A 24,794-nucleotide genomic window follows, 5' to 3' on the forward strand; every position below is an offset into this window, starting at 1 on the left:
GGGCCGAGATGGAGCGGGCCGCTCGGGAGCGGAAGGCCGCGCTCGCGGCGTCGACCGGGCCCGGTGCGACGTCCGACGGGCACAAGGTGCCGCTGCTGGCCAACGTGGGCGGTCCCTCCGACGTGCCGGCGGCCGTGGAGGCCGGGGCCGAGGGCGTCGGGCTGTTCCGTACGGAGTTCCTGTTCCTGGACGACAGTGAGCGGGCGCCGTCGGAGGAGAAGCAGGTCGAGGCGTACCGGCAGGTGCTGGAGGCGTTCCCGGAGGGCCGGGTCGTCGTGCGGGTGCTGGACGCGGGGGCGGACAAGCCGCTGGCGTTCCTGACGCCGGCGGACGAGCCGAACCCGGCGCTGGGTGTGCGGGGTCTGCGGACGCTGCTGGACCACCCGGAGGTGCTGCGCACGCAGCTGACCGCGTTGGCGAAGGCGGCGGAGGGGTTGCCGGTCTACCTCGAGGTCATGGCGCCGATGGTGGCGGACCGGGCGGACGCGAAGGCGTTCGCCGACGCGTGCCGTGAGGCGGGGCTGCGGGCGAAGTTCGGCGCGATGGTGGAGATCCCGTCGGCGGCGCTGCGGGCGCGGTCGATCTTGCGTGAGGTGGAGTTCCTGTCGCTGGGGACGAACGACCTGGCGCAGTACACGTTCGCGGCGGACCGGCAGGTCGGTGCGGTGTCGCGGCTGCAGGACCCGTGGCAGCCGGCGCTGCTCGACCTGGTCGCGATGGCGGCCGAGGCGGCGCGGGCCGAGGGCAAGAGCTGCGGGGTGTGCGGTGAGGCCGCGTCCGATCCGCTGCTGGCGTGTGTGCTGACGGGTCTGGGGGTGACCTCCCTGTCGATGGGCGCGGCGTCGATCCCGTATGTGCGGGCAACGCTGGCGAAGTACACGCTCGCGCAGTGTGAGCGGGCGGCCGCGGCGGCGCGTGCGGCGGACTCGGCCGAGGAGGCCCGGATCGCGGCGCAGGCGGTGCTGTCGGGCGAGTGAGTCCGGCCGGTGTGCTGCCGGTGATGCGGGGTGAGGGGCCTTCCTGTGGTGACGGGAGGGCCCCTCGCCCTTTCTGCCCTTTCTCCCTTTCGGCTGTCCTTGCCGGTGCTGCCTCCTTGTCTTTCGGTGCTTCTTCTCCGGTCGCCTGGGTGCGGGTGTCTCAGGGGTGGGTGGGACGGCCGTCGTCGGGGGCGAGGTCGAAGCCGGGGTGGTATTCGACGCCGTGCTCGGGCGGGACCGGTTCGCCGGTGTCGGCGTCGGTGCAGTAGGCGTTGAAGACCTCGGCCTCGGTGAGCGGGAGGAGGCGGCCGTGGTCGAGGCGCCAGCCGCGCAGGCGGTCCGGGCCGTGGGGGCCGGTGGTGCGCAGGACGAGTCCGCCGGGGGTGCCGCGGGCGATGCCGGCGGCGAGGACGGTGAGGAACTCGGTGCCCTCCGCCGAGTCGAGGCGGGCGGGGTCGGGGCCCGTGCGGTCGGTGCGGAGGACGGCGAGGAGGTGTTCGTCGGCGGCGGGGACGCTGCAGACGAGCTGGTGGGCGCCGGGGCCCGCGAGGTCCAGGATGCGCAGGACGGCGCGGGATGCCTGGTCGAGGGCGGCGCGGCCGATGTCCTGGCCGCAGTCGGCGCAGGGGCCGGCCTCGTCGAGGAGGAGGGTGGCGTAGGCGTGGGTGGCCTGGCGGATCGCGGTGTTGACGAGGAGGGGTACGAGCTCCTCGATGGGCTGGCCGGTGTAGGGGACGCGGGCGCCCTTGGCGGCGATCTCGGCGGTGTAGCGGGTGCGGCTGGCGCGGCTGTCGGGGTCGAGGCCCGTTTCGGCGCAGTAGGAGGCGTAGTCCTCGGGGTCGAAGAGGGTGACGGTGGTGTGGGTGCCGCCGGCGGCGAGGGTTTTGAGGAGGCGTTCGGTCTCGCGGAGGTAGGTGGGGTGGTCGTCGAAGGTGAAGGTGCGGTAGCGGCGCATGGCCGCGAAGTCGTGCTCGTCGGCGAGGAGGCCGAGCGTGGCCGGTGCTTCGCGGCGCAGTGCGTGGCGCAGGGCTGTGGTGTTCGGTCGGTGTGCCATCGGTCCCCCTGGTGATCGGCTGTTGCTCGATGCTCACTCAGAGTAATCAGGGGGACTGACAGTGGCGGCTGGACCGGTCAGGCGGGGCGCTTCTGGGTGCGCTGCCGGGCGAGGTCCTCGTAGAAGCGGAGGAGGTCGAGGTTGTCGACGGAGCCGGGGTTGACGGCCTTGTCGAGGGGGGTGCCCTGGAGGAGGCGCTTGACGGGGACCTCGATGCGCTTGCCGGTGAGGGTGTGGGGGACGCCGGGGACTTCGATGATCTCGTCGGGGACGTGGCGGGGCGAGAGCTCGGTGCGGATGGTGCGCTTGAGGCGGTCGACGAGGGCTTCGTCGAGGGTCGCGCCCTCGGCGAGGTGCACGAAGAGCGGCATCCAGTAGCCGCCGTCGGGTTCCTCCAGGCCGATGACGAGGGATTCCTTGATCTCGGGGAGGCGTTCGACGGCTTCGTAGATGTCGGCGCTGCCCATGCGGACGCCCTGGCGGTTGAGGGTGGAGTCGGAGCGGCCGTGGATGACGACGGAGCCGTGGTCGGTGAGGGTGATCCAGTCGCCGTGGCGCCAGACGCCGGGGTAGGTGTCGAAGTAGCTGTCGTGGTAGCGGCTGCCGTCGGGGTCGTTCCAGAAGTGGATCGGCATGGACGGCATGGGGTTGGTGACGACGAGTTCGCCGACCTCGCCGACGAGGGGCTTGCCGTGGGGGTCCCATGCCTGGAGGTCGGTGCCGAGGCAGGGGGCCTGGAGTTCGCCGATGTGGACGGGGAGGGTGGGGACGGCTCCGGCGAAGCAGCTGCACACGTCGGTGCCGCCGCTGACGGAGGCGATCCAGAGGTCGGCGCCGTTCTCGGCGAACTCGTCGTGGAGCCAGCGGAAGCCGTCGGGCGGGAGGGGTGAGCCGGTGGTGGCGACGCACTTGATCCTGGACAGGTCGTGGTCGCGGGAGGGGTGGACGCCGGCCTTGCGGCACGCCATGACGTAGGCGGCGGACGTGCCGTAGAGGGTGGCGCCGGTGCGTTCGGCGACGCGCCACTGGGCGTCGGTGGAGGGGTAGCCGGGGCTGCCGTCGTAGAGGACGACGGTCGTGCCGGTGAGGAGGCCGGAGACGAGGAAGTTCCACATCATCCAGCCGGTGGAGGTGTACCAGAAGAACACGTCGTCGGGGCCGAGGTCGCAGTGGAGGCCGAGCTGCTTGAAGTGTTCGACGAGGATGCCGCCCTGGGACTGGACGATGGCCTTGGGCAGGCCGGTCGTGCCGGAGGAGTAGAGGATCCACAGGGGGTGTCCGAAGGGGACCTGCTCGTACCGGGGCTCGGCGGTGCCCGCTGTGACGGCGTCCCATTCCAGGGCGCCCTCGGGGGCCTCGGTGCCGAGGAGGGGGATGTGGACGACCGCGCGGAGGGTGGGCAGTTCGCGGCGGAGTTCGGCGACGGTGTCGCGGCGGTCGTGCTCCTTGCCGCCGTAGCGGTAGCCGTCGACGGTGAACAGGACGACCGGCTCGACCTGCTGGAAGCGGTCGAGGACGCTGCGGGCTCCGAAGTCGGGGGCGCAGGAGGTCCACACGCCGCCGACGGCCGCGGTGGCGAGGAGCGCGGTGACGGCCTGCGGGACGTTGGGCAGGTAGCCGCTGACGCGGTCGCCGGGCCGTACGCCGATGGCGCGGAGCTGTTCGGCGAGGGCGGCGACCTGGCGGCGCAGCTCCGCCCAGGTGACGGGGGTCGGCTCGTGGGTCTCGTCCACGTGGAGCAGGGCCGGCGCGTCGGGGCGCTGGTCGGCGGCGCGCAGGGCGTGCTCGGCGTAGTTGAGGGTGGCTCCGGGGAACCACTGGGCGCCCGGCATGGAGCGGTCGCCCAGGACGCGCGTGTACGGGGTGGAGAAGCGGACGTCGAACCACTCGGTGACGGCCTGCCAGAAGGTGTCGAGGTGGTCGATGGACCAGCGGTGGAGGGTCGGGTATCCGCCGTTCGCCGGGGCGCCGTGGCGCTCTGCGGCCCAGGCCTGGAAGCGGGTGACCGCGGCGGAGGCGATGCGGTCCCGGTCCGGCTGCCAGAGCGGCTCGGGTTGCTCGGAGTGCGCGGTCGCTGACGTCGATGTCATGGGGGTGTGCTCCCTGGCTGTACCTGTACGCGATCTGCGTGTGTCCCGCGCACGTGCTGGGTGTGCGCGTGACGCGGCTGACAGGACGATGCCATGGCAGGCGTTTTCGCACCAGGTCTCCCCACCCATGGTCGGCGGGTTGAACATGTGGTGTCACCACGGGTGAACGCTTGTTGAACGTCTCCCTGGGGCGGGTTGGCGGGTGGCAGGGTGAGCGGCATGGACGGTCGTGAGCTGGTGCGTTCGATGTGGGTGTTCGGCAGGGTGCGGGGGCCTCGGGCGCTGCGCTCGGTGTGGCGGCGGCGGAGGGCGGACGCGGCGGCGCTGCCGGAGCGGGGCCCGGAGCGGGCGCGGGTGCCGGGGCGTGTGGTGGGGGTGGAGCCGCTGCCCGGCGGCGGGATCGTACGGTTCGCCCGGTCGGAGCTGCGGGTGTGCGTGACGGTCGGGGCGGCGGTGTTCTGGGGGTGGGACGGGGCGGAGGTGTCGCCGTCGTACGCGGTGGCGGGTGAGGTGCCGGAGCCGGACACGCGGGTGGTGCTGGAGCCGGACACGGAGGGCGGCTGGCGGGTGGTGGCCGAGCGGGTGACGGTCGCCGTGTCGCGGGACGGGGCGGTGGAGGTGCGGACGCCGGGCGGGGTGGTGCTGCGGCGGGAGCTGCCGCCTCGCTGGTGGGAGCCGGTGGGCGGGGGCGGCGCCCGGTGGGTGCAGCGGTCGGAGGTCGCGGCGGACGCGCGGTTCTTCGGTCTCGGGGGGCGGGCGGCGGGGCCCCGGCTGCCCGACGGGTCGTACCGGCTGTGGAACTCCGATCCGCGGGGGGCGTTCGGGCCGGGGACCGATCCGCTGTACATCACGATGCCGGTGCAGTGGGTCGTGGCGGACGCGGGGACGCACATGGCGTTCTACGACTGCACCTGGGACGGGCGGGTGTCGCTGCGGGAGGGCGAGGAGGGGGCGGGGTCGGGGCACGACCGGCCGGGGCTGAGCGAGGTGCGGATGAGCGGGGGTCCGCTGCGCTGCTGGGTGCTGGTGGGGTCACCGGCGCGGATCGCGTACGGCTGGGCGCAGTTGACGGGTGCTCCGGCGGTGCCGCCCTCGTGGGCGCTGGGGCCGCAGCACGCGCGGTGGGGGTTCGGGAGCGCGAAGGAGGTGCGGCGGGTGTTGGCCGGCTACCGGGAGCGGGGCCTGCCGCTGTCGGCGCTGCACCTGGACATCGACCACTACGACGGGCACCGGGTGTTCACGGTGGACCGGGAGCGGTTCCCGGATCTGCCGGGGCTGGCGGCGGAGCTGCGCGGGCAGGGGGTGCGGCTGGTGTCGATCGTGGACCCGGCGGTGAAGGCGGAGCCGGGCGGGGCGGTGTACGAGGGCGGGGCGCGGGTGGGGGCGCGGGGGGCCTTCGTGCGGGACGCGCGGGGGGATGTGGTGCGGGGGGTGGTGTGGCCGGGCGAGTGCGTGTACCCGGACTTCACGGACCCGCTGGTGCGGGAGTGGTGGGGCGGGCTCTACGCGGAGCGGCTGGAGCAGGGCTTCTCCGGGGTGTGGCACGACATGAACGAGCCGGTGTCGTTCACGCCGTTCGGGGACATGACGCTGCCCCGGTCGGCGCGGCACGCGCTGGAGGGCCGGGGCGGTGACCACCGGGAGGCACACAACGTGTACGGGCTGGCGATGGCGCGCGCCGGGTACGAGGGGCTGGCGCGGCTGCGGCCCGACGAGCGGCCGTTCCTGTTCTCGCGCTCGGGCTGGGCGGGGATGCAGCGGTATGGCGGGACGTGGTCGGGGGACGTGGCGACGGGCTGGCCGGGGCTGCGGGCGTCGCTGGCGCTGGTGCTGGGGATGGGGCTGTGCGGGGTGCCGTACTCGGGGCCCGACGTGGGCGGGTTCGACGGGCACCCGTCCGCGGAGCTGTATCTGCGGTGGTTCCAGCTGGGGGCGTGGCTGCCGCTGTTCCGTACCCACGCGGCGATCGACGCGGGGCGGCGCGAGCCGTGGGAGTTCGGGCCGGAGGTGCTGGAGCACGCGCGCGCGGCGCTGGAGGAGCGGGAGCGGCTGCGCCCGTACTTCGTGACGCTGGCCCGGCTGGCCCGGGTCACGGGCGCGCCCTATGTGCGGCCGGTGTGGTGGTCGGCGCCCGAGGACCGGCTGCTGCGGGACTGCGGGGACGCGTTCCTGCTGGGGGACGCGCTGCTGGTGGCGCCGGTGCTGGCGCGGGGTGTGGAGCGGCGTGCGGTGCGGCTGCCGCGGGGCCGCTGGTACGACGTGGCGACGGGGCGGGCGTACGAGGGGCCGGGCCTGGTGCTGGTGGACGCGCCGCTGTCGCGGATCCCGGTGCTGGCGCGGGCGGGGGCGGTCGTGCCGGTGCGGGGTGCGGACGGGGCGGTGGAGCTGGAGGTGTGGGCGCCGCCGCCGGGCCGGGCGGGCGGGGGGCTGGTCGTACGGGACGCGGGTGACGGGTGGGAGCGGGCGGAGGTGGAGCGGTATGTGTCGCGTTGGCAGGGGGACGAGGTGCGGGTGGAGCGTGTGACGGACGAGGGAGTTGTGGCGGTGGGGCCGGAGGGGGTGCGGGTGCGGGGGTTGCGCGGCGCGGGCTAGCGGAGGTGGTCGTACTCCCCCGCGAACCATTTGCGGGCCGCCTCGGTGTGCAGTGGGAAGGCGAGGCGCGTCGGGGCGTGCAGCAGGTGGTGGCCGGTGGTCTCCGCGGTGGGGGCGGAGGGCGGCAGCGCGCTCGCGGGGCGTTCGGGCAGGAGGCCGAAGAGGAGGAGGTGCCCGCCGGGTGAGCTCATCGCGTCGGCGAGGCGCACGTCGCCGGCGGGGGCCTCGATGCCGGTCTCCTCGTACAGCTCGCGGACGACGGCGTCCCGCCAGTCCTCGGCGTGGTCGATGAAGCCGCCGGGGAGGGCGGTGCCGCCGCGCTCCGGTTCGATGGTGCGGGTGATCACGACGAGGCCGGTGCCCTGCGGGCCGGTGGCGGGGAGCAGGGCGACGGCGACGGGGAGGGGGTTGCGGTAGGTGACGGTGGCGCAGGAGGGGCAGGTGCGGGGCCAGGGGCCGGCGGGATCGGCGAAGGGGGCGCCGCAGTGGGCGCAGTGGGAGTGCTGCACGGGCGCACTGTACCGAGCGGTTCGGGGGCGGAGCGGGTGCGGCCGGGGGCCTGTGCCGGGGCCGGAACCCCGCGCCGCCGGGTGCGGGGCGCGGTGCGGGGTCCCGGCGCGGGGTCCGGGCGCGGGGCGGGGGTCGGGACCCCGGCCGCCGGGTGCGGGGCGCGGTGCGGGGTCCCGGCGCAGGGCGGGGGTCGAGACCCTGGCCGCCGGGTGCGGGGCGCGGTGCGGGGTTCCGGCGCAGGGCGGGGGTCGAGACCCTGGCCGCCGGGTGCGGGGCGCGGTGCGGGGTTCCGGCGCGGGGCGGCGGTCAGCGGTCCTGGAGGAGGCCGATGAGATTGCCGTCCGGGTCGACGAGGGTGGCGGTCAGACGGCCGCCGCCGACGTCGTGGACGGGTTCCTTGACGGTGGCGCCCGCGGCGGTCACCTCGGCGACCTTCGCCTCGATGTCGGTGACGTGCCAGTAAGCCAGCGGTGCGGTGAGGCCCTGGGGGCCGCCGCCGGGCAGCAGTCCGATGTGCTGGCCCGCCGCCTCGAAGCCGGCGTAGTAGGGCCCGTCGGTCCGCGGCGGGACGCCCAGCAGCGCGGTGTACACCGCCTTGGCCGCCGCCAGGTCGGACACGGGGTGCAGTACGGTCCTGACTCCCCCGGTCGGGAGTCCTTCGGATGTGGTCATGGTCGCTCCTGGGCTCGTGGGCGGACGCCTCCGGACGGTGTGGCCGGGGCGCTGCGGCCGTCAGCTTCGCCCGGCCCCGGCGCTCGCCGCTTCCGTGCCCGCCACGGAAAGCCGCCACGGAGGAGCCACCGATAATGACCCGGTGTCCACTCCTGTGATCTCGGCCAGGGAAGCGGAAGTCCTCGCACTGCTCGGGGAGCACCTGAGCAACGCGGAGATCGCCGCGCGCCTGTTCATCTCGGTACGCACCGTCGAGTCGCATGTCTCGTCGCTGCTGCGCAAGTTGGAGCTGCCGGACCGGCGAGCGCTGTCCCGGCGTTCCGCGGAGGTCGCGCGGGCCCGGCGGCCGGAGCCGGCGCGGGCGCTCCCTGAGCCGCTGACGGCGTTCGTCGGGCGGGCGCGCGAGCGCGCCGAGCTGGCGGGGGCCGTGCGGGCCCGCCGGCAGGTGACCGCGGTCGGTCCGGGCGGGGTCGGCAAGACGCGGCTCGCGCTGGCGGTGGCGGCGGAGGTGGCCGGTGACTTCGCCGACGGGGTGTGGTTCGTCGACCTGGTCCCGGTGGCCGGCCCGGACCGGGTGGGAGCGGCGGTGGCGGCGGCCGTGGGCGTGGGTGAGCAGCCGGGCCGGGGCGTCGACGAGTCGGTGGTGGCCGCGCTGGCGGACCGTCGGGCGCTGCTGGTGCTGGACAACTGCGAGCACGTGCGGGACGGGGTGGCGCTGTTCCTGGAGCGGCTGCTGACGGCCTGTCCCGGGCTGCGGGTGCTGGCGACGAGCCGGGCGCGGCTGATGGTGCCGTTCGAGTGGGTGGTGCAGGTGCCGCCGCTGTCGCGGGTGGGGGGCGCCGAGTCGGACGCGGTCGCGCTGTTCCTGGAGCGGGCGGCGGCGGTGGGCCCGGCGCCGGAGCCCGCGGCGCGCGAGGAGGTCGCGGCGCTGTGCGAACGGCTCGACGGGATGGCGCTGGCGATCGAGCTGGCGGCGGCCCGGTGGCCGACGCTGGGGCCCGACGGGCTCGCGGCGGGGCTCGGCGACCAGCTGCGGCTGCTGGCCGGGGGGCCACGTGCCGACGGCCGGCACCGTTCGGTGCGGGCGGTGCTGGACTGGAGCCACGACCTGCTGGAGCCGGAGGACCGGGCGCTGCTGCGGCGGGTGTCGGTGTTCGCCGTGCCGTTCACCGTCGAGGCGGCGGTGGAGGTGGCCGGGTTCGGGCCGCTGGATCCCGCCGCGGTCGCGGACGGGCTGGGCAGGCTCGCCGAGCAGAGCCTGCTCTCGGTGGCGCACACCGCATCGGGCACGCGGTACCAGGCGCTGGAGACGATCCGCCAGTACGGCGGGGAGCGCCTCGCGGAGGCTGGGGAGCTGGACGGTGTCAGGGCCCGGCACCTGGAGTGGTGCCTGGCCGGGGCGGCCGTGCCGGCGGGAGCGGACGGGGCGGAGGCGCGGCAGCGGTTCGACGCGGTGGCGGAGGACTTCCGGGCCGCCCTCGCCTGGGCCGCCGGGCGGCCGGGGCAGCGGGAGCGCGCGCACCGCCTCGCCCTGGCGCTGGCGGAGCTGGCGTTCGGCCGGAACCTGCTCGGGGAGGCGCAGCAGCGGTTCGAGCAGGCGGCGGCGCTCGCTCCCGGCGGCGAGGCCGCGGCCGCGCTGCGGGAGGCGGCGGGGGTGGCCGGGTGCCGCCGGCTGGGCGAGGACGTGTACCGCCTGCTGCGTGCCGCCGCGGCGGCCGCCCTCGCGGCGGGGGACCTCCCGGGGGCGGCAGGTGACCTGGCGGCCGCCGCCACCGCCGCGTACCGCTTCTCCAGTACGTTCGCGCGGATACCTCCGGTGGACGAGGTGACCGGGCTGCTGGAGCGGGCCCGGGAACTGGGCAGCGCCGGGGGGCCCGCCGTGGAGGCCGCGGTCGCGCTGGCCGAGGCGGCGGTGGTCGCGGACGCCTACGGCGCGGTCCAGGGGGACGCGGACAACACGGCGCGGAAGACCGTCGCGTACGCCGAGCGGGCCGTGGCGCTGGCCCGGCGGGCGGGCGATCCGGTCGCGGAGTCAGCCGCGCTGGACGCGCTGTCGGGCGCCAGGAGCTGGGCCGGCGACCCGTTCGGCGCCGCCGCCTCGGCCCGGCGCCGGATCGACGTACTGGCTCCGCTGCCGCCCACCCCGGCCCGGACACAGGAGCTGGTGGACGCCCTCGCGATGGCCGCGGGGAACGCGCTCGGCGTCGGGCGGCTGGCGCAGGCACGGGCGTGGGGCGGGCAGCTCGCGGACCATCCGCTGCTGGCCGAGGCGGGGCACCACGCCACGTCGTGGCTGCTGGTCGCGCAGGCGCTGGCGGGCCGCGCCGACGAGGTGCTGGCGGGCGGCGGGCGGTTCCTCACCGCGTGGGAGCACAGCGGCCGGCAGCGGTCGTTCGTCCTCGGGCCGGCCGCCGCCGCGGTCGCGATGGTCCACGGGCTGCGCGGCGACGGCGACGCCCGGGCGGCCTGGCTGGAGGTCGCCGACCGTGCGGGCCCCGTCCTGGACCACCGCCACGGCTACGGCGCGGTGTTCGACGCCATGGTGCTGCTCCACCACGACGACCCGGAGGTGGCGCTGCGGCGGTTGGAGCCGGAGCCTGAGCAGGTGTGGAAGTGGGTGTGCTGGGTGTGGCTGCACTGGTACGTGGCGCTCCGCGCGGAGGCGGCCGTGCTCGCCGGGCACCCGGAGGCGCGGGACCGGGTGGCCGCCGCCCGGCGGGTCGTCGACGGGAACCCGGTCGCCACCGCCCTGGTGGACCGGGCGCTGGCACTGCTGGACGGGGACGTGGACCGGCAGCTCGCCGCCGCGGCCGCCTTCGAGGCCGCGGACTGCCCCTACCAGGCGGCTCGTACGCTGCTGCTCGCCGGAGGCGGCCACGCCGACGCCGGTCGGACGGCGCTCGCCGCACTGGGGCTCACGCCGCTGCCCGCGGGGTGAGGGCGGCGCGGGACGCGGGTCCGGCGCGAAGGGCCCACCGCGCGGAGGCCCGCAGCCGCCGTGCGCCGGGCGCGCGGGGCTGACGTGCGCCGGCGTGCGGGGCGTACGCGCGGAGGCCGCGGGCGACGGGTCGCGGTCCTCCCGTACGGTCGCGGTGGCGCCGGTTCCAGCGGCGGCGTCAGTGCACCGCCCGCTTCACGAGGTCGGCGATCCACGCCTCCACCTCGGGCGTCACCTCGGTCAGTGCGAAACCGGCCGCCCACATCGGCCCGTCGTCCAGCTTCGCCTGGTCGCTGAAGCCCAGCGTGGCGTAGCGGGCCTTGAACTTCTCCGCGCTCTGGAAGAAGCAGACGACCTTGCCGTCCAGCGCGTAGGCGGGCATGCCGTACCAGAGCCTGGGTGCCAGGACCGGGGCCGAGGCGGTGACGACGGCGTGGACCCGCTCGGCCATGATCCGGTCGGACTCGCCCATCTCGGCGATCTTCGCGAGTACGTCCTGCTCGGCCTGCGCGGCCTTGTCGGCGCGCGAGCCGCGCCGGGCGGCCTTCTTCAGCTCCCGGGCGTGGTCCCGCATCGCCGCCCGCTCCTCGGCGGTGAAGCCCTCGTACGCGGTGCTGCCCGTTCCTGCCATGGTCGCTCCTGTGGTCGTGGGCCCGGATCGGCCCGTGGTGTCCGGCGTCGTCCGCCGTGACCACAGTCTCCTTCGCCCCCTGCACGGGCCGCCTCCGTGCCCGGTACGGAAACCACCACGGACGCGGGCTGCGTGGTGCCGCCCGTGGCGGCCCGCGTACGGGCGCCCGCGCGGGCCGCTTCGACCACGCGCCGGCGTATACGGGGGTGTCCCGCGTCCCGGACCTCGCGCCCCCGGACCTCGCGCCCCGGACTTCGCACCCCCGGACTTAGCGCCCCGGGCCTCGCGCTCCTCAGGTGGCGACCGGCTCCGGGGCCGGCTCCGTGAACGTCATCGCGTGCCTGACGACGGCGACCAGGACCTCCTTGACGGACTCGCGGCGGCGCGCGTCCGTCATCAGCAGCGGTACGCCGGGGTCGAGGTCCAGGGCGGCCCGCACCGTCTCGGCGGGGTGGACGTCGGCGCCCTCGAAGCAGTTGACGGCGACCGCGAAGGGTATGCCGCGCCGCTCGAAGTAGTCGATGCAGGCGAAGGAGTCCTCCAGGCGGCGGGTGTCGACCAGCACGACCGCGCCGAGCGCGCCCTGCGCCAGCTCGTCCCACAGGAACCAGAAGCGGTCCTGGCCGGGGGTGCCGAACAGGTACAGCACCAGGTCCTCGCGCAGGGTGATCCGGCCGAAGTCCATGGCGACGGTCGTCGTCGCCTTGGACTCCACGCCGGACAGGTCGTCGACCGGCCGGCTCGCCTCGGTCAGGTTCTCCTCGGTGCGCAGCGGCCGGATCTCGCTCACCGCCCCGACCAGCGTGGTCTTGCCGACCCCGAACCCGCCCGCGACCAGGATCTTCAGCGTCACCGGCTCGACCGGCGGCGGACCCTTGCGGCTAGAGCGCCCGAAGACCATTGATCACCTCACGCAGAATGCTCTCGTCCGGCAGTTCGGCCGGCGGAACGGGACGGGTTACGTGGACGAGTTCGTCCTCGACGAGGTCGCCGACCAGGACGCGGACCACCCCGACGGGCAGGTCCATCCCGGCGGCGAGCTCGGCGATCGACTGGGGGAACTCGCTGCAGCGCTCGACGATCTCCACGTGCTCCGGGGAGAGCGTCTCGTCGCGGCCCGGGTCGTCGGCGGCGGGCTCGGGCACGACCACCGCGATCAGGTCGAGTCGGTGACGGGTGGGGCTGGAGGTGCGTCCGCGGGTCATGGCGTACGGGCGCACCACCGGCCCCGCCTCGTCGTCGAACCAGTGGTGCGCGTCGTCGGCGCGGCGTCCGCGCCTGAGCTGTCCGGCCGCTGCGTCGCTCATGGCATCCCCCCTCACCCGCCGCTGGTCAGACCGGCTCGGGGGGCGGTCGCCAGGTGCGCGCCGACGCGCTTGACCATCAGCGTCATCTCGTAGGCGATGAGGCCCACGTCGGAGTCGGCGTCGGCGAGCACGGCGAGGCAGCTGCCGTCGCCGGCGGCCGTGACGAAGAGGAAGGCGTCGTCGAGTTCGACCACGGTCTGGCGGACCTGGCCCGCGTCGAAGTGGCGGCCCACGCCCTTGGCGAGGCTGTGGAAGCCCGACGCGACGGCCGCGAGGTGCTCGCTGTCCTCGCGGCTGAGGTCCTTGGAGCCGCCCGTCGGCAGGCCGTCGCTGGAGAGGACCAGGGCCTTGCGGATGGAGCCGACCCGCTCGACCAGTTCGTCGAGGAGCCAGTTGAGCTCGCCGGTTGAGTTGGATGCTGCGGCGTTCGGTGCGGTCATCGACCGTCCCCCTCCGGTGTCGTTCCTGGTGCTGTCTCACTGCGGGCGCGCTGCCAGCCTCGCTGCATCGCGGCCATGCGGTTGCGTACTTGTACGGCGTCGCGCTCGTCGTCCCGCGGGTCCGCCGGGCGGGCGGCGGGCGGCTGGTCCGCCTGCTCCCTCAGCTGCGGGACGAGGCTGGCCTGGCGTACCCGGCGGGGCAGGCCGCCGAGGGTCAGGGTCGTCTCGTCGGACGCGGACGCGCGGGTGCCGGGGGCTGGGGTGCCGCCGGGGTCCGTGGTGCCCGTGCCGCGGGGCCGGGTGTCCCCGGTGCCCCGGTCGGCGGTGCGGGCGGTGCCCGTGTGCGCGGTGTCCGGGGTGCGCGGGCCGTGGGGCGTGCCGCCGTCGGGATGCCGGGCCTCGGGATGCCGGGCCTCGGGGTGCCGGGCCTCGGGGTGCCCGGCCTCGGGGTGCCCGGCCGGCCCTGCGCCGGCCCGCTCGGCGGTCCGGTGCCTGTCGCCTTCGGCGGCGCCGTCCGGGGCGGTCGGGGCGTCCACGCGGCGGCCGTGGCGGGCGACGAGGGCCGGTTTGCGGCGGGGCAGCGGGACGGGCTCCGCGAGGTGCTCGCCGGGCGTGTCGTCCGCGTGCCCCCGCTGCTCGTGCGGGTGCTGGTCCTGGCGCTGCGGGGCGTCGGCGGGGCGCAGGGGCGGGCGCGGGCGGAACAGGCCGCCGTGGTCGGGGTCGTCGTCGGCCCTGAGGTCGCGGTCGAGGGCGCCGGCCAGCTCGTCCAGGATGTCGAGGGGGCCCTCCAGTTCGACGGGGCCGTCGATGACGGAGGACACCTGGGTGAGCGCGGTCCGCCGGTTGGGGGCGTCCGCGGTGCGGCGGTCGGGGGTCTTGCGGTCCAGCCGGAAGCCGGCGCCCTGCGTCTCGGGCGCGTCGGTGAGCAGGTCGGCCGGGATGAAGACGACGGCGGTCGTGCCCCCGTACGGCGACGGCTGGAGCGAGACGCGGACGTGCTGGCGGCGGGCGAGGCGGCTGACGACGAAGAGACCGAGCCGGTCGGTGTCGGACAGCTCGAACTCGGGGGTCTCGGCCAGGCGGAGGTTCGCGTCGAGGAGGTCCTCGGCGGACATGCCGAGGCCCCGGTCGTGGATCTCCAGGGTGAAGCCGTTGGTCACGCGTTCGCCCTGCACCTGGACGGCGGTGTGAGGCGGGGAGAAGACCGTGGCGTTCTCCAGGAGTTCCGCGATGAGGTGGGTGAGGTCGGCGACGGCGGGGCCCGCGACGCCGATGCGGGGCAGGCGCCGTACCTCGATGCGCTCGTAGTCCTCCACCTCGGCGACGGCCGCGCGGACGACGTCCATGAGCTGCACGGGCCTGCGCCACTGCCGGGACGGTGCCGCCCCGGAGAGGATCACCAGGCCCTCGGCGTGGCGGCGCATGCGGGTGGTGAGGTGGTCGAGGCGGAAGAGGTCGGCGAGTTCCTCGGTGTCCTCGGTGCGGCGTTCCATCGCGTCGAGGAGGGTGAGCTGGCGGTGGAGGAGGACCTGGTTGCGGCGGGCGAGGTTGACGAAGACCTCCGAGACGCCGCGGCGCATGTCGGCCTGCTTGACGGCGGCTTCGACGGCGGCCCGCTGCAGGGTGTTGAGGGCCTTGCCGACCTGGCCGATCTCGTCCTTGTCGTACTCCAGCCGGGGGACCTCGGTCTCGACGTCGACGTGCTCGCCGGCGGCGAGGCGGCGCATGACGCTGGGCAGCCGGACGCCGGAGACCTCCTGGGCCTCCTTGCGCAGCCGGGTCAGGTCGCGGACGAGGCCGCGGCCGACGCGTACGGAGACGATGAGGGAGGCGAGGACGGCGACGAAGCCCAGGACGCCGGCGATCCCCGCCTTGAGGAGGACGCTGTACGCGGCGGGCTCGACGCGGTCCTGGTAGCGGTCGCCGGCCAGCCGGTTCTCCGCGGCGAGGCCGCTGAGGGCGGTGGTGGCGGCGTCCTCCCAGCGGGCGGCGTCGGTGGCGCGCGGGTCGTCGGTGGGGCCGGCGGTGATGAGGGCTTCCTCGGCCTCGCGCAGCGGCTGCGTCTCGGGGCTGCTCCAGTACAGCTGGAAGGTGTCGCGCTCGGAGGTGGGCAGGATCTCCAGGCTGGTCTCGTAGAACTGCCGGCGGCGGGCGACGAGGTCGGAGACGAGGCGGATCTCGTCGGCGGTGAGGCGGTCACCGACGAGCGAGGAGATGACGAGGGCGTCCTCGCGGGCGAGCATCTCGCGTGCGCGGGCGAGGCCGATGAGGGCGCGGCCCTGCTTCTCCATCTCGACGTTGTCGATGGCGTGGAGGTGGACGAGGAAGCTGTAGCAGGGGTCGACCAGCCGGTTGTAGAACTCCAGCGCCTGGATGCGGCCGACGGAGCGGCTGTCGACGGAGTGGCGCAGCGCGGTCAGGCCGTCGAACGCGGCGATGAGGGATTCGAGCCGCCGCGCCGCCGTGTCGTGCATGGCGTCGACGACGCCCCGGTCCCGGGCGTGGGCGCGGAGCGCGGCGAGGGCGCGGTCGGTGGCGGCGCGGTCGCGGCGCAGGGTGGTGAGGGCGTCGGCGGTGCGCGGGTCGGCCAGGTAGAGGAGGCTCTGGCGGCGTTCGCGCTGGATGACGTGGACGGTCTCCTCGAGCGGGTAGCCGACCTTCTGCATGATCTGGCTGACGTCGAGGAGGTGGTCGGCCTCACGGCCGGTGATGACGGTGGCGAATCCCCAGAGGCCGGTGAGGGACAGGAGCGGGACGAGCAGCAGCGCCACGATCTTCCTGCGGATCGACTTTCCGCGAAAGCCCATGGCCTCCCCCAGCTCGCCCGGCCGCCCGGCGCGGCACGAGTGCCTTCGTCAACTCGGCAACAAACGGCGCGAGCCTACTACTGTCACCAGGACAACTCGAAGGTCAGCCCGGTCGTTTTTCGGCCGCCGCCCAAGTTCTTGATCATGACTTGTCCTGGTATCACGGGAGTTGACAAACCGGGCTGTGTCAGAGGACACCTGGCGAGGCGTCATTTCTCGCGACGCATCGGATGGCTGGAATTGGACGTTCCGGGAATCTTCGCGCGTCGTGACACGTCTAGTGGGACGGGGGCTCGCCATGGGGGCGGCGGCATCGGCGGCGCCGGTCTGCGTGAATCCGCTCAAGACGGGCAGTCACCCTGGTGTCGGTCGAGTGGTGGGGAGTGACGGTGGATGAGCACGGGTCGGCGTGAGCTGTGGGTGGAGGACCCGGTGGGGCGGCGCAGGCTGCCCGATCCGGTGCGCACGGCGGCGGTGCGTGCCGGGCTGATCGCCGCGGTGACGCTCATCCAGGCGGTCGTGGCGTATCTGTTCACGCTCGCGGGGTCCTGGCTCGCGTTCCCGGTGGTGCTGAGCAGTGTCGCGAGCACGGTGGTGGCGACCTGGGCGGTCCTGGACGTGTGGGTGACGCGGCAGGTCTGGAAGCAGCGGTACGGGGTCGTGTCGGAGCCGAGCAGTACGGCGCGGCAGCTGCGGCGTGAGCGGCGCATGGCCCGGCGGGCCGCCCGCGAGGCCGCGCGGATACGCAGGCGTGAGGAGCGGGCTGCCCGGCGCTCGCCGCGCGGCGGTGCGGCGGAGGGCGTGGCCCCGGAGCCGGTCGAGGGTGCGGCGGGGGGCCCTGCGGCCGGCGCCGACGCGCCTGGACGGCAGGGTGCGCGTGCCGCGCGGGCGGGGCGCGGGGAGCTGTCGCGGGCGTGAGGCCCGCCGCCCCTCACCGGGGCGGGGGTTGTGACCGACGGGGGTTGACTGCGGGGGGGGGGCTGGGCGGTGCGCCCGCTTGGGGCGGCGGCTGCGGGGGCGTCGGAAGCCGCCGGTAGCCGGGGCCGCGGCTCCGGGTGCCGCGGAAAGGCCCGGTACCGGGGGCGGTGAGCCGGTGACGGCCGCGGCACCGGGTGCCGCGGCCGCCGTCCCGGACGTCAGCCGGCGCTCTGCTGCTGCGGCACCTGGGCGGTGTTCCGCTTGAACATGCGGGTCGCCGTGATCTCGCCGTGCACCACCGGCTCCCCCTCCTGCGCGGGCTGCGGCAGACCGGGCCTCAGGTGCTCCTCCACGCTGATGTACTTCAGGCCCGCCCTGAGGTCCGCGTCGTTGCGGAGCCGGATGACGAGCGGGAACTCCGCGAGCGCCGTCGTGTCGAACAGGCCCGTCGTGTACAGCAGCTGGACGCCCAGCGCGTCGGACACGGCCCGCTGGAGCTCCAGCAGGTACGTGGCGTTGGCGCGGCCGATGGGGTTGTCCAGGAACAGCGTGCCGGCGTGCCGGTGCTTGTCGCGGCCCCGGTCGTTGCTGCGCAGCGCGGCCATGGTGCAGTACAGGGCGATGGCGGCGGTGAGCAGCTGGCCGCCGGAGAACACGTCGCCCATCTGCCCGACGGGGACGCGTTCGGCGCGCAGCACGGCGTCCGGCTTGAGGATCTCGACGGCCACGCCCTTGGGCTGGAGGGCGGCGTGGACGCCGCGCAGCAGCAGGGACATGCCGTCGCGGCGCAGGTCGGAGTTCTTCTTGACGGCGGCGCGGGTGGCCTCGTCGATGACCTCGCCCAGCCGGTCCACCAGCGTGGCCTGGTCGGGCTCCTCGAAGCGGATGCGCAGGAACTCCTGGCCCGACCACTCGCCGAGGCCCTCCGGCAGGCGGGACAGCCGCTGGGCCGAGCGCAGGGTCGTCAGCGCGGACTCCACCAGGCCGCGCAGCCGGTCGACGATCGAGTCGCGGTTGCGCTCCAGCTGGGCGAGCTCGTCGGTGAGGACGCGCAGGCGGGGGGCGAACGCCTCGGCCCACTTGGCGGCGTGCTCCGGCAGGGCGGAGGCGGGCAGTTCGCGGATCTGCTGCCGGGCCGGGGTGCGGACCTGCTCGTAGCGCGTGGAGTTGGCGTGCCGTACGAGGACGTCGCAGGCCTCCCGTACGGCCGTTTCGGCGGCGGACAGGTCGGTGGCGCAGCCGCGCAGGGACCGCCGGGCCTCGGCGGCGGCGCGGCGGGCCTCCTCCAGGGAGTCGGCGTAGGGCTGCGGCTCCTGCGGGTCGTCGTCGCCCTGGTCGCGCAGCAGGTCGCGCAGGAGCGCGGCCAGCTCGTCGAAGGCGCCGGCGGCGTCTTCGGCGGCGCGGTGGGCCCGCTGGAGGTGCGCGAGGGTGGCGCGGGCGGTCTCCAGGTCGTCGGTGCGGGCGGCGAGGTCGCCGGTGGCCGTGCGCAGCAGGGTCTGGGCCTGCTCGGCGTCGGCGGGGACGAGCTCGTCGGGCAGGTCGGTGTGCGCGTCGCCGTCCGTGGGGGCGAGCCGCTCGGCCTCGCCGCGCAGCCGGCCCAGCTTCTCGCTGGCCTCGGACGCGCGGGACTCCAGCAGCTGGACGTGCGCCTCGGCGCGGGCGACGGCGGCCTGGCGGGAGGGGCCGTCGGCGCCCTCGGGGCTGTCGAGGAGCTGGGCGGCCCGGGTGCGGACCTTGTTGGTGAGGCGGTCCAGCTCGGCTAGGGCGGCGCTCTCGTCGCCTTCGGCGCGGGCCTGTTCGGCGCGCAGGTCGGCGCCGACGCCGACCTTCTCGTACAGCTGGGAGGCCGCCCGGTACGCCTCGCGGAGCGCCGGCAGGGACGGGCGGGGGACGCCGCCGTCGAGGAGGGCGGTGCCGTCGGGCTTCTCCTCGGGGAGGTTCTCGGGGGCGCCGGCGATCTCGGCGCGTTCGGCGCGCAGGGCGCGGGCGGTGCGGTGGGCGTCGTCGGCGGCGCGCTGGGCGGCGCGGCGGTCCTCGTCGGCGGCGCGGGCGCGTTCCAGGCACGCCTGGGCGCGGGCCTCGGCTTCGGCCGCCTCGTCGGCGAGTTCCCGGAGGCGGACCTGCCAGCCGGCGCGTTCGCGCAGGCGGTGGGCGAGGCCGGCCAGGGCGTCGGCGGCGCGGCGGGCCCGCTGGGCGGCCTCCTGGCGCTCGTCGCGCACCCGGGCGGTCTCGGCGGCCGTCTCGTCGGCCTCGGCGCGGGCGGTGCGGGCCTCGGCGAGCGCGGCCTCGGCCGCCTCGGCGGCCTCGCGGGCGGCGGTGGCGGCCTCGGCGAGTTCGGTGAGCATGCCGGGCGGGCAGTCGGCGCGCCAGGAGCCGATGCGGGCGGCGAGGGAGCGGTCGCCGGCGAGGCGGGCGGCGAGGGCGCGGATCTCCTCGTCGCGGGCGGCGGCGCGGGCGCGCAGCGCCTGGCGCTCCTCGTCGGCGGCGTGCTCGTCGTGCATGGCCGGGTTCGGCGGGACGAGGAACACCTCGGTGTCGTCGCCGTCCTCGGCGCGCGGCACGGGAGCGAGGAGGGCGGCGGCGGTGCCGACGGCGACGGCCGAGCGCGGCAGGAGGGCCGCGCCCGCGAGGGCTTCGCGCGCCCGGACGTACGACTGGGGGTCGGTGACGACGACACCGTCGACCAGCTCGGGGCGCGCGGCGAGGACGGCGGCGTGGTCGGCCGGGTCGACGGACTGGGCGAGGTAGCGCCAGCCGGGCAGGGCGGGTACGCCGTGCTCGCCGAGGAACTCGACGGTGGCGAGGACGTCCGGGCCGGGCGGCAGGAGGCCGCCGTCGCCGAGGGCGCCGAGGATGCGGGCGTCGTCGGCGGCGGCCGTGCGCAGGTCGAACAGTTTGCGTTCGGCGGACGCGATGTGCTGGTCGAGGAGTTCGCGCAGCTCGTCGGCGTACCGGTCGAGGTCCTCGGCGGTCAGCGCGCCCTGGACGGCGGGGCGGGCGGGCGCGGCGGGCGGCGGGGTGTCCTCGCCGGTGTTCTGCCGGGGCAGCTGGGGGGTGGTGCGGGGGGCGGGGAGGCTGAGGAGTTCGGCGAGGCGCTCGTCGGCGGCGATGGACTCGGCCGCGCGGCGCTCGGCCTGGTAGGCGTGGTCGGCCGCCCGGGCGGCGTCGGCGGCGCGGGCGGCGGCCAGCTCGGCGCGGCTCTCGTCGGCGGCGGCCTCGCGGGCCCGTTCGGCGGCGGCGCGGGCGGCTTCACGGGCGGTGTCCCAGGCGGCGACGGCGGTCTTCTCGGCGTCGCTGGCGGCGAGGGCGGCGCGCGCGGGGTCGGCGTCGGGGGCGGTGTCGTCGAGCCAGCCGGCCCGTACGGCCTCGGCGGTCTCCTGCTCGACCTCGGCGAGGCGCTGGCGCAGGTGGTCGGCCTCGCTGCGGGCGCGCTGGGCCTCGGTCGCGGCGGCGGTCGCGTCGCGGTGGGCGGTCTCGGAGGTCTCCTGGAGGACGGCTGAGCGGCGCTCCTCCTCGTTGGCGTGGCGTTCGCCGTCCTCAGCGGCGGCGTGGAGGGCCCGTACGAGGTCGGCGGCGGCCTTGGCGCGGGCGGCGAGCGCGGGCGCGGCGTCGCGTTCGGCCTCCTGGATGGCGGCGGCCACGCGGGCGGCGCGGTCGGCGGCGGCCCGGTGCCGCAGGACGGTCTCGGTGGCCTGCCAGGCGGCGTGGAGGGTGCGGGCGTCGGACAGTTCGCGGCGCTGGGCCGCGGCGCCCTTCTCGGCTGCGGCGAGGGCCAGGGAGGCGTGCCGGTAGGCGAGTTCGGCGGCGATGAGGGAGCTGCGGGCGCGGGCCTGCTCGGCGTCGGTGACGGTGTCGGCGGCGGCGGTGACCTGCTCGGCCAGTTCGGCGGCGCGGCCGCGTTCCTCGGCGGCGCGGGCGGAGAGGCGGCGGGCGAGGGTGCGGGTGCGGCGCTCGGCCGCGGCGTGGATGTCGCGGGCGCGGGTGCGGGCATCGGCGGCTTCGACGATGCGGCCGAGGAGGTCGACGGAGCCCGCGGTGAAGTCCCGTTCGGCGGTGAGTTCGGCGCGGCGGCCGAGCTTGTTGCCGAAGCCGCTGACGAGGTCGGCGAGGCCGTCCGTGTCGCGGGTGTCGGTGACGGCGCGCAGCAGCAGGTCGGTGAAGTCGGAGTCCTTCTTCACGGCGAACAGGCCGGCGGCCTCGCCCTCGTCGGCGTTCATCTCGCGCTGGTAGCGGAAGAGTTCCGGGTCGAGGCCCAGTTCGCCGAGGTGCTCGTTCCAGCGGTCGTGGATCTCCTCCCAGTACACCTCCAGGTGCGGGTAGGCCTTGCCCGCCTCGGTGAGGGCGTCGCGGAAGCCCTTCATGGTGCGGCGGCGGCCCTGCGCGCCGGACGTGCCCTCGCCGTGCGGGCGGACGGCGGTGGACTCGGCGACGGGGAGGTTGTCGAGGCTGAGACCGGGGCCGGGGCGGAAGGAGTACCACGCCTCGGCGAACTTGCGGGGGTCGTTGGAGACCTGGCGGCCGCGCCACTCGCTGACCTTGCCGACGACGACGAGCTCGCCGGTGAGGGTGTGCTGCCACTCCAGGGCGACGTGCCCGCAGTCGTCGGCGAGGAGGAACTTGCGCAGCACGCCGGAGCTGGCGCCGCCGAGGGTGTTGCGGTGGCCCGGGAGCATCACCGAGAAGATCAGTTTGAGGAGGACGGACTTGCCTCCGCCGTTCTCCAGGAACAGCACGCCCGCGGGGGCGGGGCGGCGCGGCGGGCCGACCGGTTCGTCCTCGAAGAACTCCGCCTGGGTGGGGGCGGGGTGGGGCACGGGCGCGCCCACCCCGCGCAGGTCCAGAACGGTGTCGGCGTAACGCGCGCCGGCGGGTCCGATGGAGTAGAGGCGGACCCGGGACAGCTCGTACATGGCGGCGGACTCTCGTCGGTGGTGGTTCGGAGGGTGCGGTGGTCGGATGCGCGCGCGGCGGTGCGCGGCGAACGGGTCAGCCGTGGAACGGCAGGCCCGCGTCGGCGGCGAGCTCCAGGTCGTCGCCTTCCGGCGGGGGTACGAGGCTGGCGGAGCCGTCCGTGACGGGGACGACGCCCAGGTCGAGGAGTTCGGCCAGGGCGGCGCTGCCGGCCATGTCGCGGACCTGGAGCTGGTAGCGGGCGGTGGTGCGGTAGGTGCCGCCGGCCTCGTCGCCGGTGCGCTGGAGGAAGCCGGAGTCGGTGAGGAAGGCGACGGCCTTGCCGATGATGCCGGTGGTGGAGCCGGCGAGGCGGCGGGCGTCCTTGGTGGCGCCGGTGGCGCTGCGGCGGGTGTAGATCCGCCAGGCCGCTTCGAGGCCGGGCGCGTCGGACGCGGGGTCGGTGTTCTCGCCCTCGCGTTCGGCGCGTTCCTCCAGGCGGCGGCACGCCTGCCGGACGAACGCGTCGACGCCGTTGACGGTGACCCGGCCGATGTAGCCGTCGTCGGCGAGGTCCTCGGGGCGGGGGAACGCCAGCGCGGCGACGGCGAGATGGGCGAGGCCGTGGAGGAAGCGGTCGGCGGAGTCGGCGGAGGCGCGACGCGCGTAGTCGCCCATGCGGACGGCGAACACGGAGTCCTCGGCGGCGGTGACGGCCATGCCCGCGCGCGGGGAGACCTCCAGGACGACCAGCCCGAGGCCGGTGGCCACGGCGTCGGCGAGGCGGGCGAAGGCCGGGTCGTCGCGGTAGCGGCGCAGCAGCTCGGCGTACTCGGCGTCGCGGGCCGGCAGCAGCTTGGGCTGAAGGCCGAAGGAGACGAGCCGGGCGGCGTCGGCCGCGTCGGCGGGCGTGACGCCTCCGGACGCGGCGGGCTCGGGTGCCCGCTCGGTGTCGGGCTCGCCCCACGCGTCGGTGTGCTCGGCGTGGTGGTCGCTCACGGCTGGTGCTCCTCGGTGCTGCTGGTGGTCGCGGTCGTGTCGGCGGTGTGCGGGCGGGGGACGGGGCGGGCGTACGGGCACGGGCCCTGCGCGCGGCCGCCGTACGGGGGCGGCGCGGGGTGTGCGCGGCGGGCAGCGGGGCGGCCGTGCGTGTGCGGGCCCCACGCAGGGTGGCCGTGGGTGTGCGGGCCTCGCTCGGGGTGGCCGTGGGTGTGCGGGCCTCGCTCGGGGTGGCCGTCGCGGCGGGTCAGGTGGGCGTACGGGCGGTTCATGTGGCGTCCGTACGGTCGGCCGCCATGCCCGCCGCGTCCAGCAGGGCCGTGCCGACGATCAGGTCGGCGCCGCCGAACTCGGGGTCGTCCAGCTCCGTGCCGTCGTCCACGGCGAACAGGAGGCGCTCCTCGCCCTGGCGGTACGCCGTGCCGACCGGCGGGCTCGCGGCGTGGACGGCGAGGAGGGCGACCAGGTACGGCAGCTCCGTGCCGGGGGCGCGCTCGCGGGCCTCGGCGAGGAGGCCGGACAGGCGGCGGGGCGCGTCGTGCTCCAGGTCGAGCAGGTCCATGGCCATGGCCAGTTCCTCCTCGCTGAAGCGGCTGTCGTCGGGCGTGGCGATCAGGTCGGGCTCGGGCATCTCCGCGCCGAGGTGCTCGCGCTCCACCGGCGGGGTGAGCAGCAGGTCGACCAGGTCGCCGACGCGGACGGCGGCGGGTGTGCGCAGGCCCGTGCCGTGCGCGAAGTAAGCGTCGGTGACACGGGTGGCCTGCTCCACGGGGAGCGGCAGCAGCGGGGCGACCAGCTGGCCGTACAGGTCGAGTCCGGTGCGCGCGGCGGGCTGGGCGAACGCCTGCCGGTCCTGTTCGGCGCGGAACAGCGGGCCCGCCTCCAGCAGGCGCGACTGGAGCTGCGTGTGGCGGCGGATGCAGTCCTTGACTATGTCGACCAGCTCGGCGGCGCGGCGCTTGTGCTCGGCGCTCTCGGCCTCGTCACGGGCCTTGCGGATGTTGGTGAGGATCGCGTTCTCGTGGCGGTAGCGGTCTGCCACGTGCGCGAGGGCCTCGTCGATCATGTCGGGGACGGTGTTGAGCCAGTCGACGGCGCGGACGTTGCGCCGGGTGGCCTCCAGGGTCTTGCGGAGGGTCTCGGCGTACTGGACCGTGCGGTAGCGGGCCTGTTCGGCGGCGAGCTGGGCGTCCGCGAGGCGGCCCCGGCTGATCAGCACCTCCAGTTTGACCTCGGCGGCGATCTGGGCGCTGGTGACGTCCGTGTCGAGGGCGCCCACCAGGACGTTGACGGCTTCGTCCGTGGTGCGCAGGTAGACGCCGCCGCCGTATCCGGGTACCTCTTCGATGAGCTTGAAGTCGTAGTCGCGGCGGACGTACACGCCGTCGGGGCCGAACGTGCCGTAGACGGCGCGGAAACCGCGGTCGACGCTGCCGACGTTGATCAGGTTCTCCAGGACCCAGCGGGCGACGCGCTCGTGCTCGGCGGCGGGGCGCTCGGGGGCCTGGGCGGCGACGCGGGGCAGGAGGCGGGCGACGATCTGCTCGTGGTCGGCGCCCGTGTCGAAGTCCATGTTGAGCGTGACGAGGTCGATCGCGGCGAGGGCGACCTCCGCCATCGCGTACACCGAGTACTCCCCCGCCAGGTTCGCCTTCCGGGCGTCCAGGTCGTGCAGGGGCGCGGTGCAGGCGAGCGCGCGCAGGCGCCGCGCCAGCCCTTCGTCGGCGGCCGGGCCCTGCGCGGGCCGCGGCCCCGCGCTGAGCTGGGGCGGAACGAGTTCCGTCGGTTCCGTCGGGGCAGGCGAAGTCACGCTGCACAGAGTAGGTCCTCACGGTGACAGCGGTCGAAACGGCGCGGGGTGGGACGGGTGCGCGCGGGGGGTGGCGGCGGGGCGCGCGGGAAGTGGCGGCGGGGCGCGCGCGGCGGCAGGAGCGCGGTGCGCCGGCCCCGAGCGCGGAGCCGCCGGGCG

At 75.8% G+C, this 24,794-nt stretch carries 17 protein-coding genes (1 of these 17 only partly in view); 4 read left to right on the forward strand and 13 right to left on the reverse strand.

Translation table 11 applies throughout. The annotated features are described in order from the left end of the window. On the forward strand, positions 1-977 hold the 3' portion of the coding sequence (gene ptsP, locus ACSUPT_RS03505) for a phosphoenolpyruvate--protein phosphotransferase (protein ID WP_351963220.1). It extends 694 nt beyond the left edge of the window; 977 of the gene's 1,671 nt are visible here — the last part of the coding sequence; its start codon lies off the left edge, out of view; it ends in the stop codon at positions 975-977. A gap of 160 nt (positions 978-1,137) precedes the next feature. Here ptsP and ACSUPT_RS03510 read toward each other — a convergent pair whose 3' ends face one another. Then, on the reverse strand, positions 1,138-2,031 hold the full coding sequence (locus ACSUPT_RS03510) for a hypothetical protein (RefSeq protein ID WP_351962888.1): 894 nt from the start codon (positions 2,029-2,031) through the stop codon (positions 1,138-1,140). Positions 2,032-2,108: 77 nt separating this feature from the next. Continuing rightward, complete coding sequence (locus ACSUPT_RS03515; RefSeq protein WP_403504316.1) at positions 2,109-4,121, reverse strand: acetoacetate--CoA ligase; 2,013 nt, start codon at positions 4,119-4,121, stop codon at positions 2,109-2,111. A gap of 219 nt (positions 4,122-4,340) precedes the next feature. Between ACSUPT_RS03515 and ACSUPT_RS03520 the strand changes: the two genes are divergently transcribed. Then, positions 4,341-6,713 carry a glycoside hydrolase family 31 protein gene (locus tag ACSUPT_RS03520; RefSeq protein ID WP_436943449.1) on the forward strand — a complete coding sequence of 791 codons (2,373 nt, stop codon included), beginning with the start codon at positions 4,341-4,343 and terminating at the stop codon, positions 6,711-6,713. Here ACSUPT_RS03520 and ACSUPT_RS03525 read toward each other — a convergent pair. Together ACSUPT_RS03525 and ACSUPT_RS03530 are read right to left on the reverse strand one after the other, a co-directional pair. Continuing rightward, on the reverse strand, positions 6,710-7,222 hold the full coding sequence (locus ACSUPT_RS03525) for an NUDIX domain-containing protein (protein ID WP_365727718.1): 513 nt from the start codon (positions 7,220-7,222) through the stop codon (positions 6,710-6,712). The two genes, ACSUPT_RS03520 and ACSUPT_RS03525, sit on opposite strands and share 4 nt — an antisense overlap. Positions 7,223-7,529: 307 nt before the next feature. Beyond that, positions 7,530-7,895: a VOC family protein gene (locus ACSUPT_RS03530; RefSeq protein WP_351962891.1), complete on the reverse strand. Its 366-nt coding sequence runs from the start codon at positions 7,893-7,895 to the stop codon at positions 7,530-7,532. Between the two features lie 142 nt (positions 7,896-8,037). Here ACSUPT_RS03530 and ACSUPT_RS03535 point away from each other — a divergent pair, with 142 nt between their 5' ends. Then, complete coding sequence (locus tag ACSUPT_RS03535; RefSeq protein WP_436943450.1) at positions 8,038-10,833, forward strand: ATP-binding protein; 2,796 nt, start codon at positions 8,038-8,040, stop codon at positions 10,831-10,833. 178 nt (positions 10,834-11,011) lie between these two features. On the opposite strand, the gene ACSUPT_RS03540 is transcribed toward ACSUPT_RS03535, so the two are convergent. The 5 genes from ACSUPT_RS03540 to ACSUPT_RS03560 form a co-directional block, all read right to left on the reverse strand. Next, a complete protein-coding gene (locus tag ACSUPT_RS03540; protein WP_436943451.1) occupies positions 11,012-11,464 on the reverse strand; it encodes an iron chaperone in 453 nt (150 codons plus the stop codon). A 292-nt stretch (positions 11,465-11,756) separates the two neighbouring features. Next, entirely contained in the window at positions 11,757-12,365 is a 609-nt protein-coding gene (locus ACSUPT_RS03545) for a GTP-binding protein (RefSeq protein WP_361661338.1), read from the reverse strand. Next, positions 12,346-12,771, reverse strand: a complete 426-nt coding sequence (locus ACSUPT_RS03550; RefSeq protein ID WP_436943452.1) for a DUF742 domain-containing protein — start codon at positions 12,769-12,771, stop codon at positions 12,346-12,348. Before ACSUPT_RS03550 ends, ACSUPT_RS03545 begins: the two co-directional genes overlap by 20 nt. Before the next feature lie 11 nt (positions 12,772-12,782). Continuing rightward, positions 12,783-13,211 (reverse strand): roadblock/LC7 domain-containing protein, encoded by a 429-nt coding sequence (locus tag ACSUPT_RS03555; RefSeq protein WP_351962896.1) that lies wholly within the window; start codon positions 13,209-13,211, stop codon positions 12,783-12,785. Next, positions 13,208-16,018, reverse strand: coding sequence for a nitrate- and nitrite sensing domain-containing protein (locus tag ACSUPT_RS03560; RefSeq protein ID WP_436943453.1), 2,811 nt, complete (start codon positions 16,016-16,018; stop codon positions 13,208-13,210). Before ACSUPT_RS03560 ends, ACSUPT_RS03555 begins: the two co-directional genes overlap by 4 nt. 393 nt (positions 16,019-16,411) lie before the next feature. Between ACSUPT_RS03560 and ACSUPT_RS03565 the strand changes: the two genes are divergently transcribed. Beyond that, positions 16,412-16,936, forward strand: a complete 525-nt coding sequence (locus ACSUPT_RS03565) for a hypothetical protein (RefSeq protein ID WP_403505987.1) — start codon at positions 16,412-16,414, stop codon at positions 16,934-16,936. Between the two features lie 218 nt (positions 16,937-17,154). On the opposite strand, the gene ACSUPT_RS03570 is transcribed toward ACSUPT_RS03565, so the two are convergent. From ACSUPT_RS03570 to ACSUPT_RS03585, 4 genes are all read right to left on the reverse strand, one after another. After that, entirely contained in the window at positions 17,155-21,846 is a 4,692-nt protein-coding gene (locus tag ACSUPT_RS03570; RefSeq protein WP_436943454.1) for a hypothetical protein, read from the reverse strand. Between the two features lie 76 nt (positions 21,847-21,922). Next, a complete protein-coding gene (locus ACSUPT_RS03575) occupies positions 21,923-22,825 on the reverse strand; it encodes a hypothetical protein (protein ID WP_351962900.1) in 903 nt (300 codons plus the stop codon). After that, a complete protein-coding gene (locus ACSUPT_RS03580) occupies positions 22,822-23,097 on the reverse strand; it encodes a hypothetical protein (protein ID WP_436943455.1) in 276 nt (91 codons plus the stop codon). Before ACSUPT_RS03580 ends, ACSUPT_RS03575 begins: the two co-directional genes overlap by 4 nt. Then, positions 23,094-24,635, reverse strand: coding sequence for a hypothetical protein (locus tag ACSUPT_RS03585; RefSeq protein ID WP_351962902.1), 1,542 nt, complete (start codon positions 24,633-24,635; stop codon positions 23,094-23,096). The genes ACSUPT_RS03580 and ACSUPT_RS03585 overlap by 4 nt, the downstream gene beginning before the upstream one ends. Between the last annotated feature and the right edge of the window lie 159 nt (positions 24,636-24,794).

It is taken from the genome of Streptomyces sp. SudanB25_2051 (genome assembly GCF_964272635.1).
In the GTDB taxonomy this organism is placed as follows: Bacteria; Actinomycetota; Actinomycetes; order Streptomycetales; family Streptomycetaceae; genus Streptomyces.

Coding starts and splice junctions, on each gene's coding strand:
- ACSUPT_RS03510 (WP_351962888.1), bottom strand. CDS start 2,031: ATGGCACACCGACCGAACACCACAGCCCTGCGCCACGCACTGCGCCGC.
- ACSUPT_RS03515 (WP_403504316.1), bottom strand. CDS start 4,121: ATGACATCGACGTCAGCGACCGCGCACTCCGAGCAACCCGAGCCGCTC.
- ACSUPT_RS03520 (WP_436943449.1), top strand. CDS start 4,341: ATGGACGGTCGTGAGCTGGTGCGTTCGATGTGGGTGTTCGGCAGGGTG.
- ACSUPT_RS03530 (WP_351962891.1), bottom strand. CDS start 7,895: ATGACCACATCCGAAGGACTCCCGACCGGGGGAGTCAGGACCGTACTG.
- ACSUPT_RS03540 (WP_436943451.1), bottom strand. CDS start 11,464: ATGGCAGGAACGGGCAGCACCGCGTACGAGGGCTTCACCGCCGAGGAG.
- ACSUPT_RS03545 (WP_361661338.1), bottom strand. CDS start 12,365: ATGGTCTTCGGGCGCTCTAGCCGCAAGGGTCCGCCGCCGGTCGAGCCG.
- ACSUPT_RS03550 (WP_436943452.1), bottom strand. CDS start 12,771: ATGAGCGACGCAGCGGCCGGACAGCTCAGGCGCGGACGCCGCGCCGAC.
- ACSUPT_RS03555 (WP_351962896.1), bottom strand. CDS start 13,211: ATGACCGCACCGAACGCCGCAGCATCCAACTCAACCGGCGAGCTCAAC.
- ACSUPT_RS03560 (WP_436943453.1), bottom strand. CDS start 16,018: ATGGGCTTTCGCGGAAAGTCGATCCGCAGGAAGATCGTGGCGCTGCTG.
- ACSUPT_RS03565 (WP_403505987.1), top strand. CDS start 16,412: ATGAGCACGGGTCGGCGTGAGCTGTGGGTGGAGGACCCGGTGGGGCGG.
- ACSUPT_RS03570 (WP_436943454.1), bottom strand. CDS start 21,846: ATGTACGAGCTGTCCCGGGTCCGCCTCTACTCCATCGGACCCGCCGGC.
- ACSUPT_RS03580 (WP_436943455.1), bottom strand. CDS start 23,097: ATGAACCGCCCGTACGCCCACCTGACCCGCCGCGACGGCCACCCCGAG.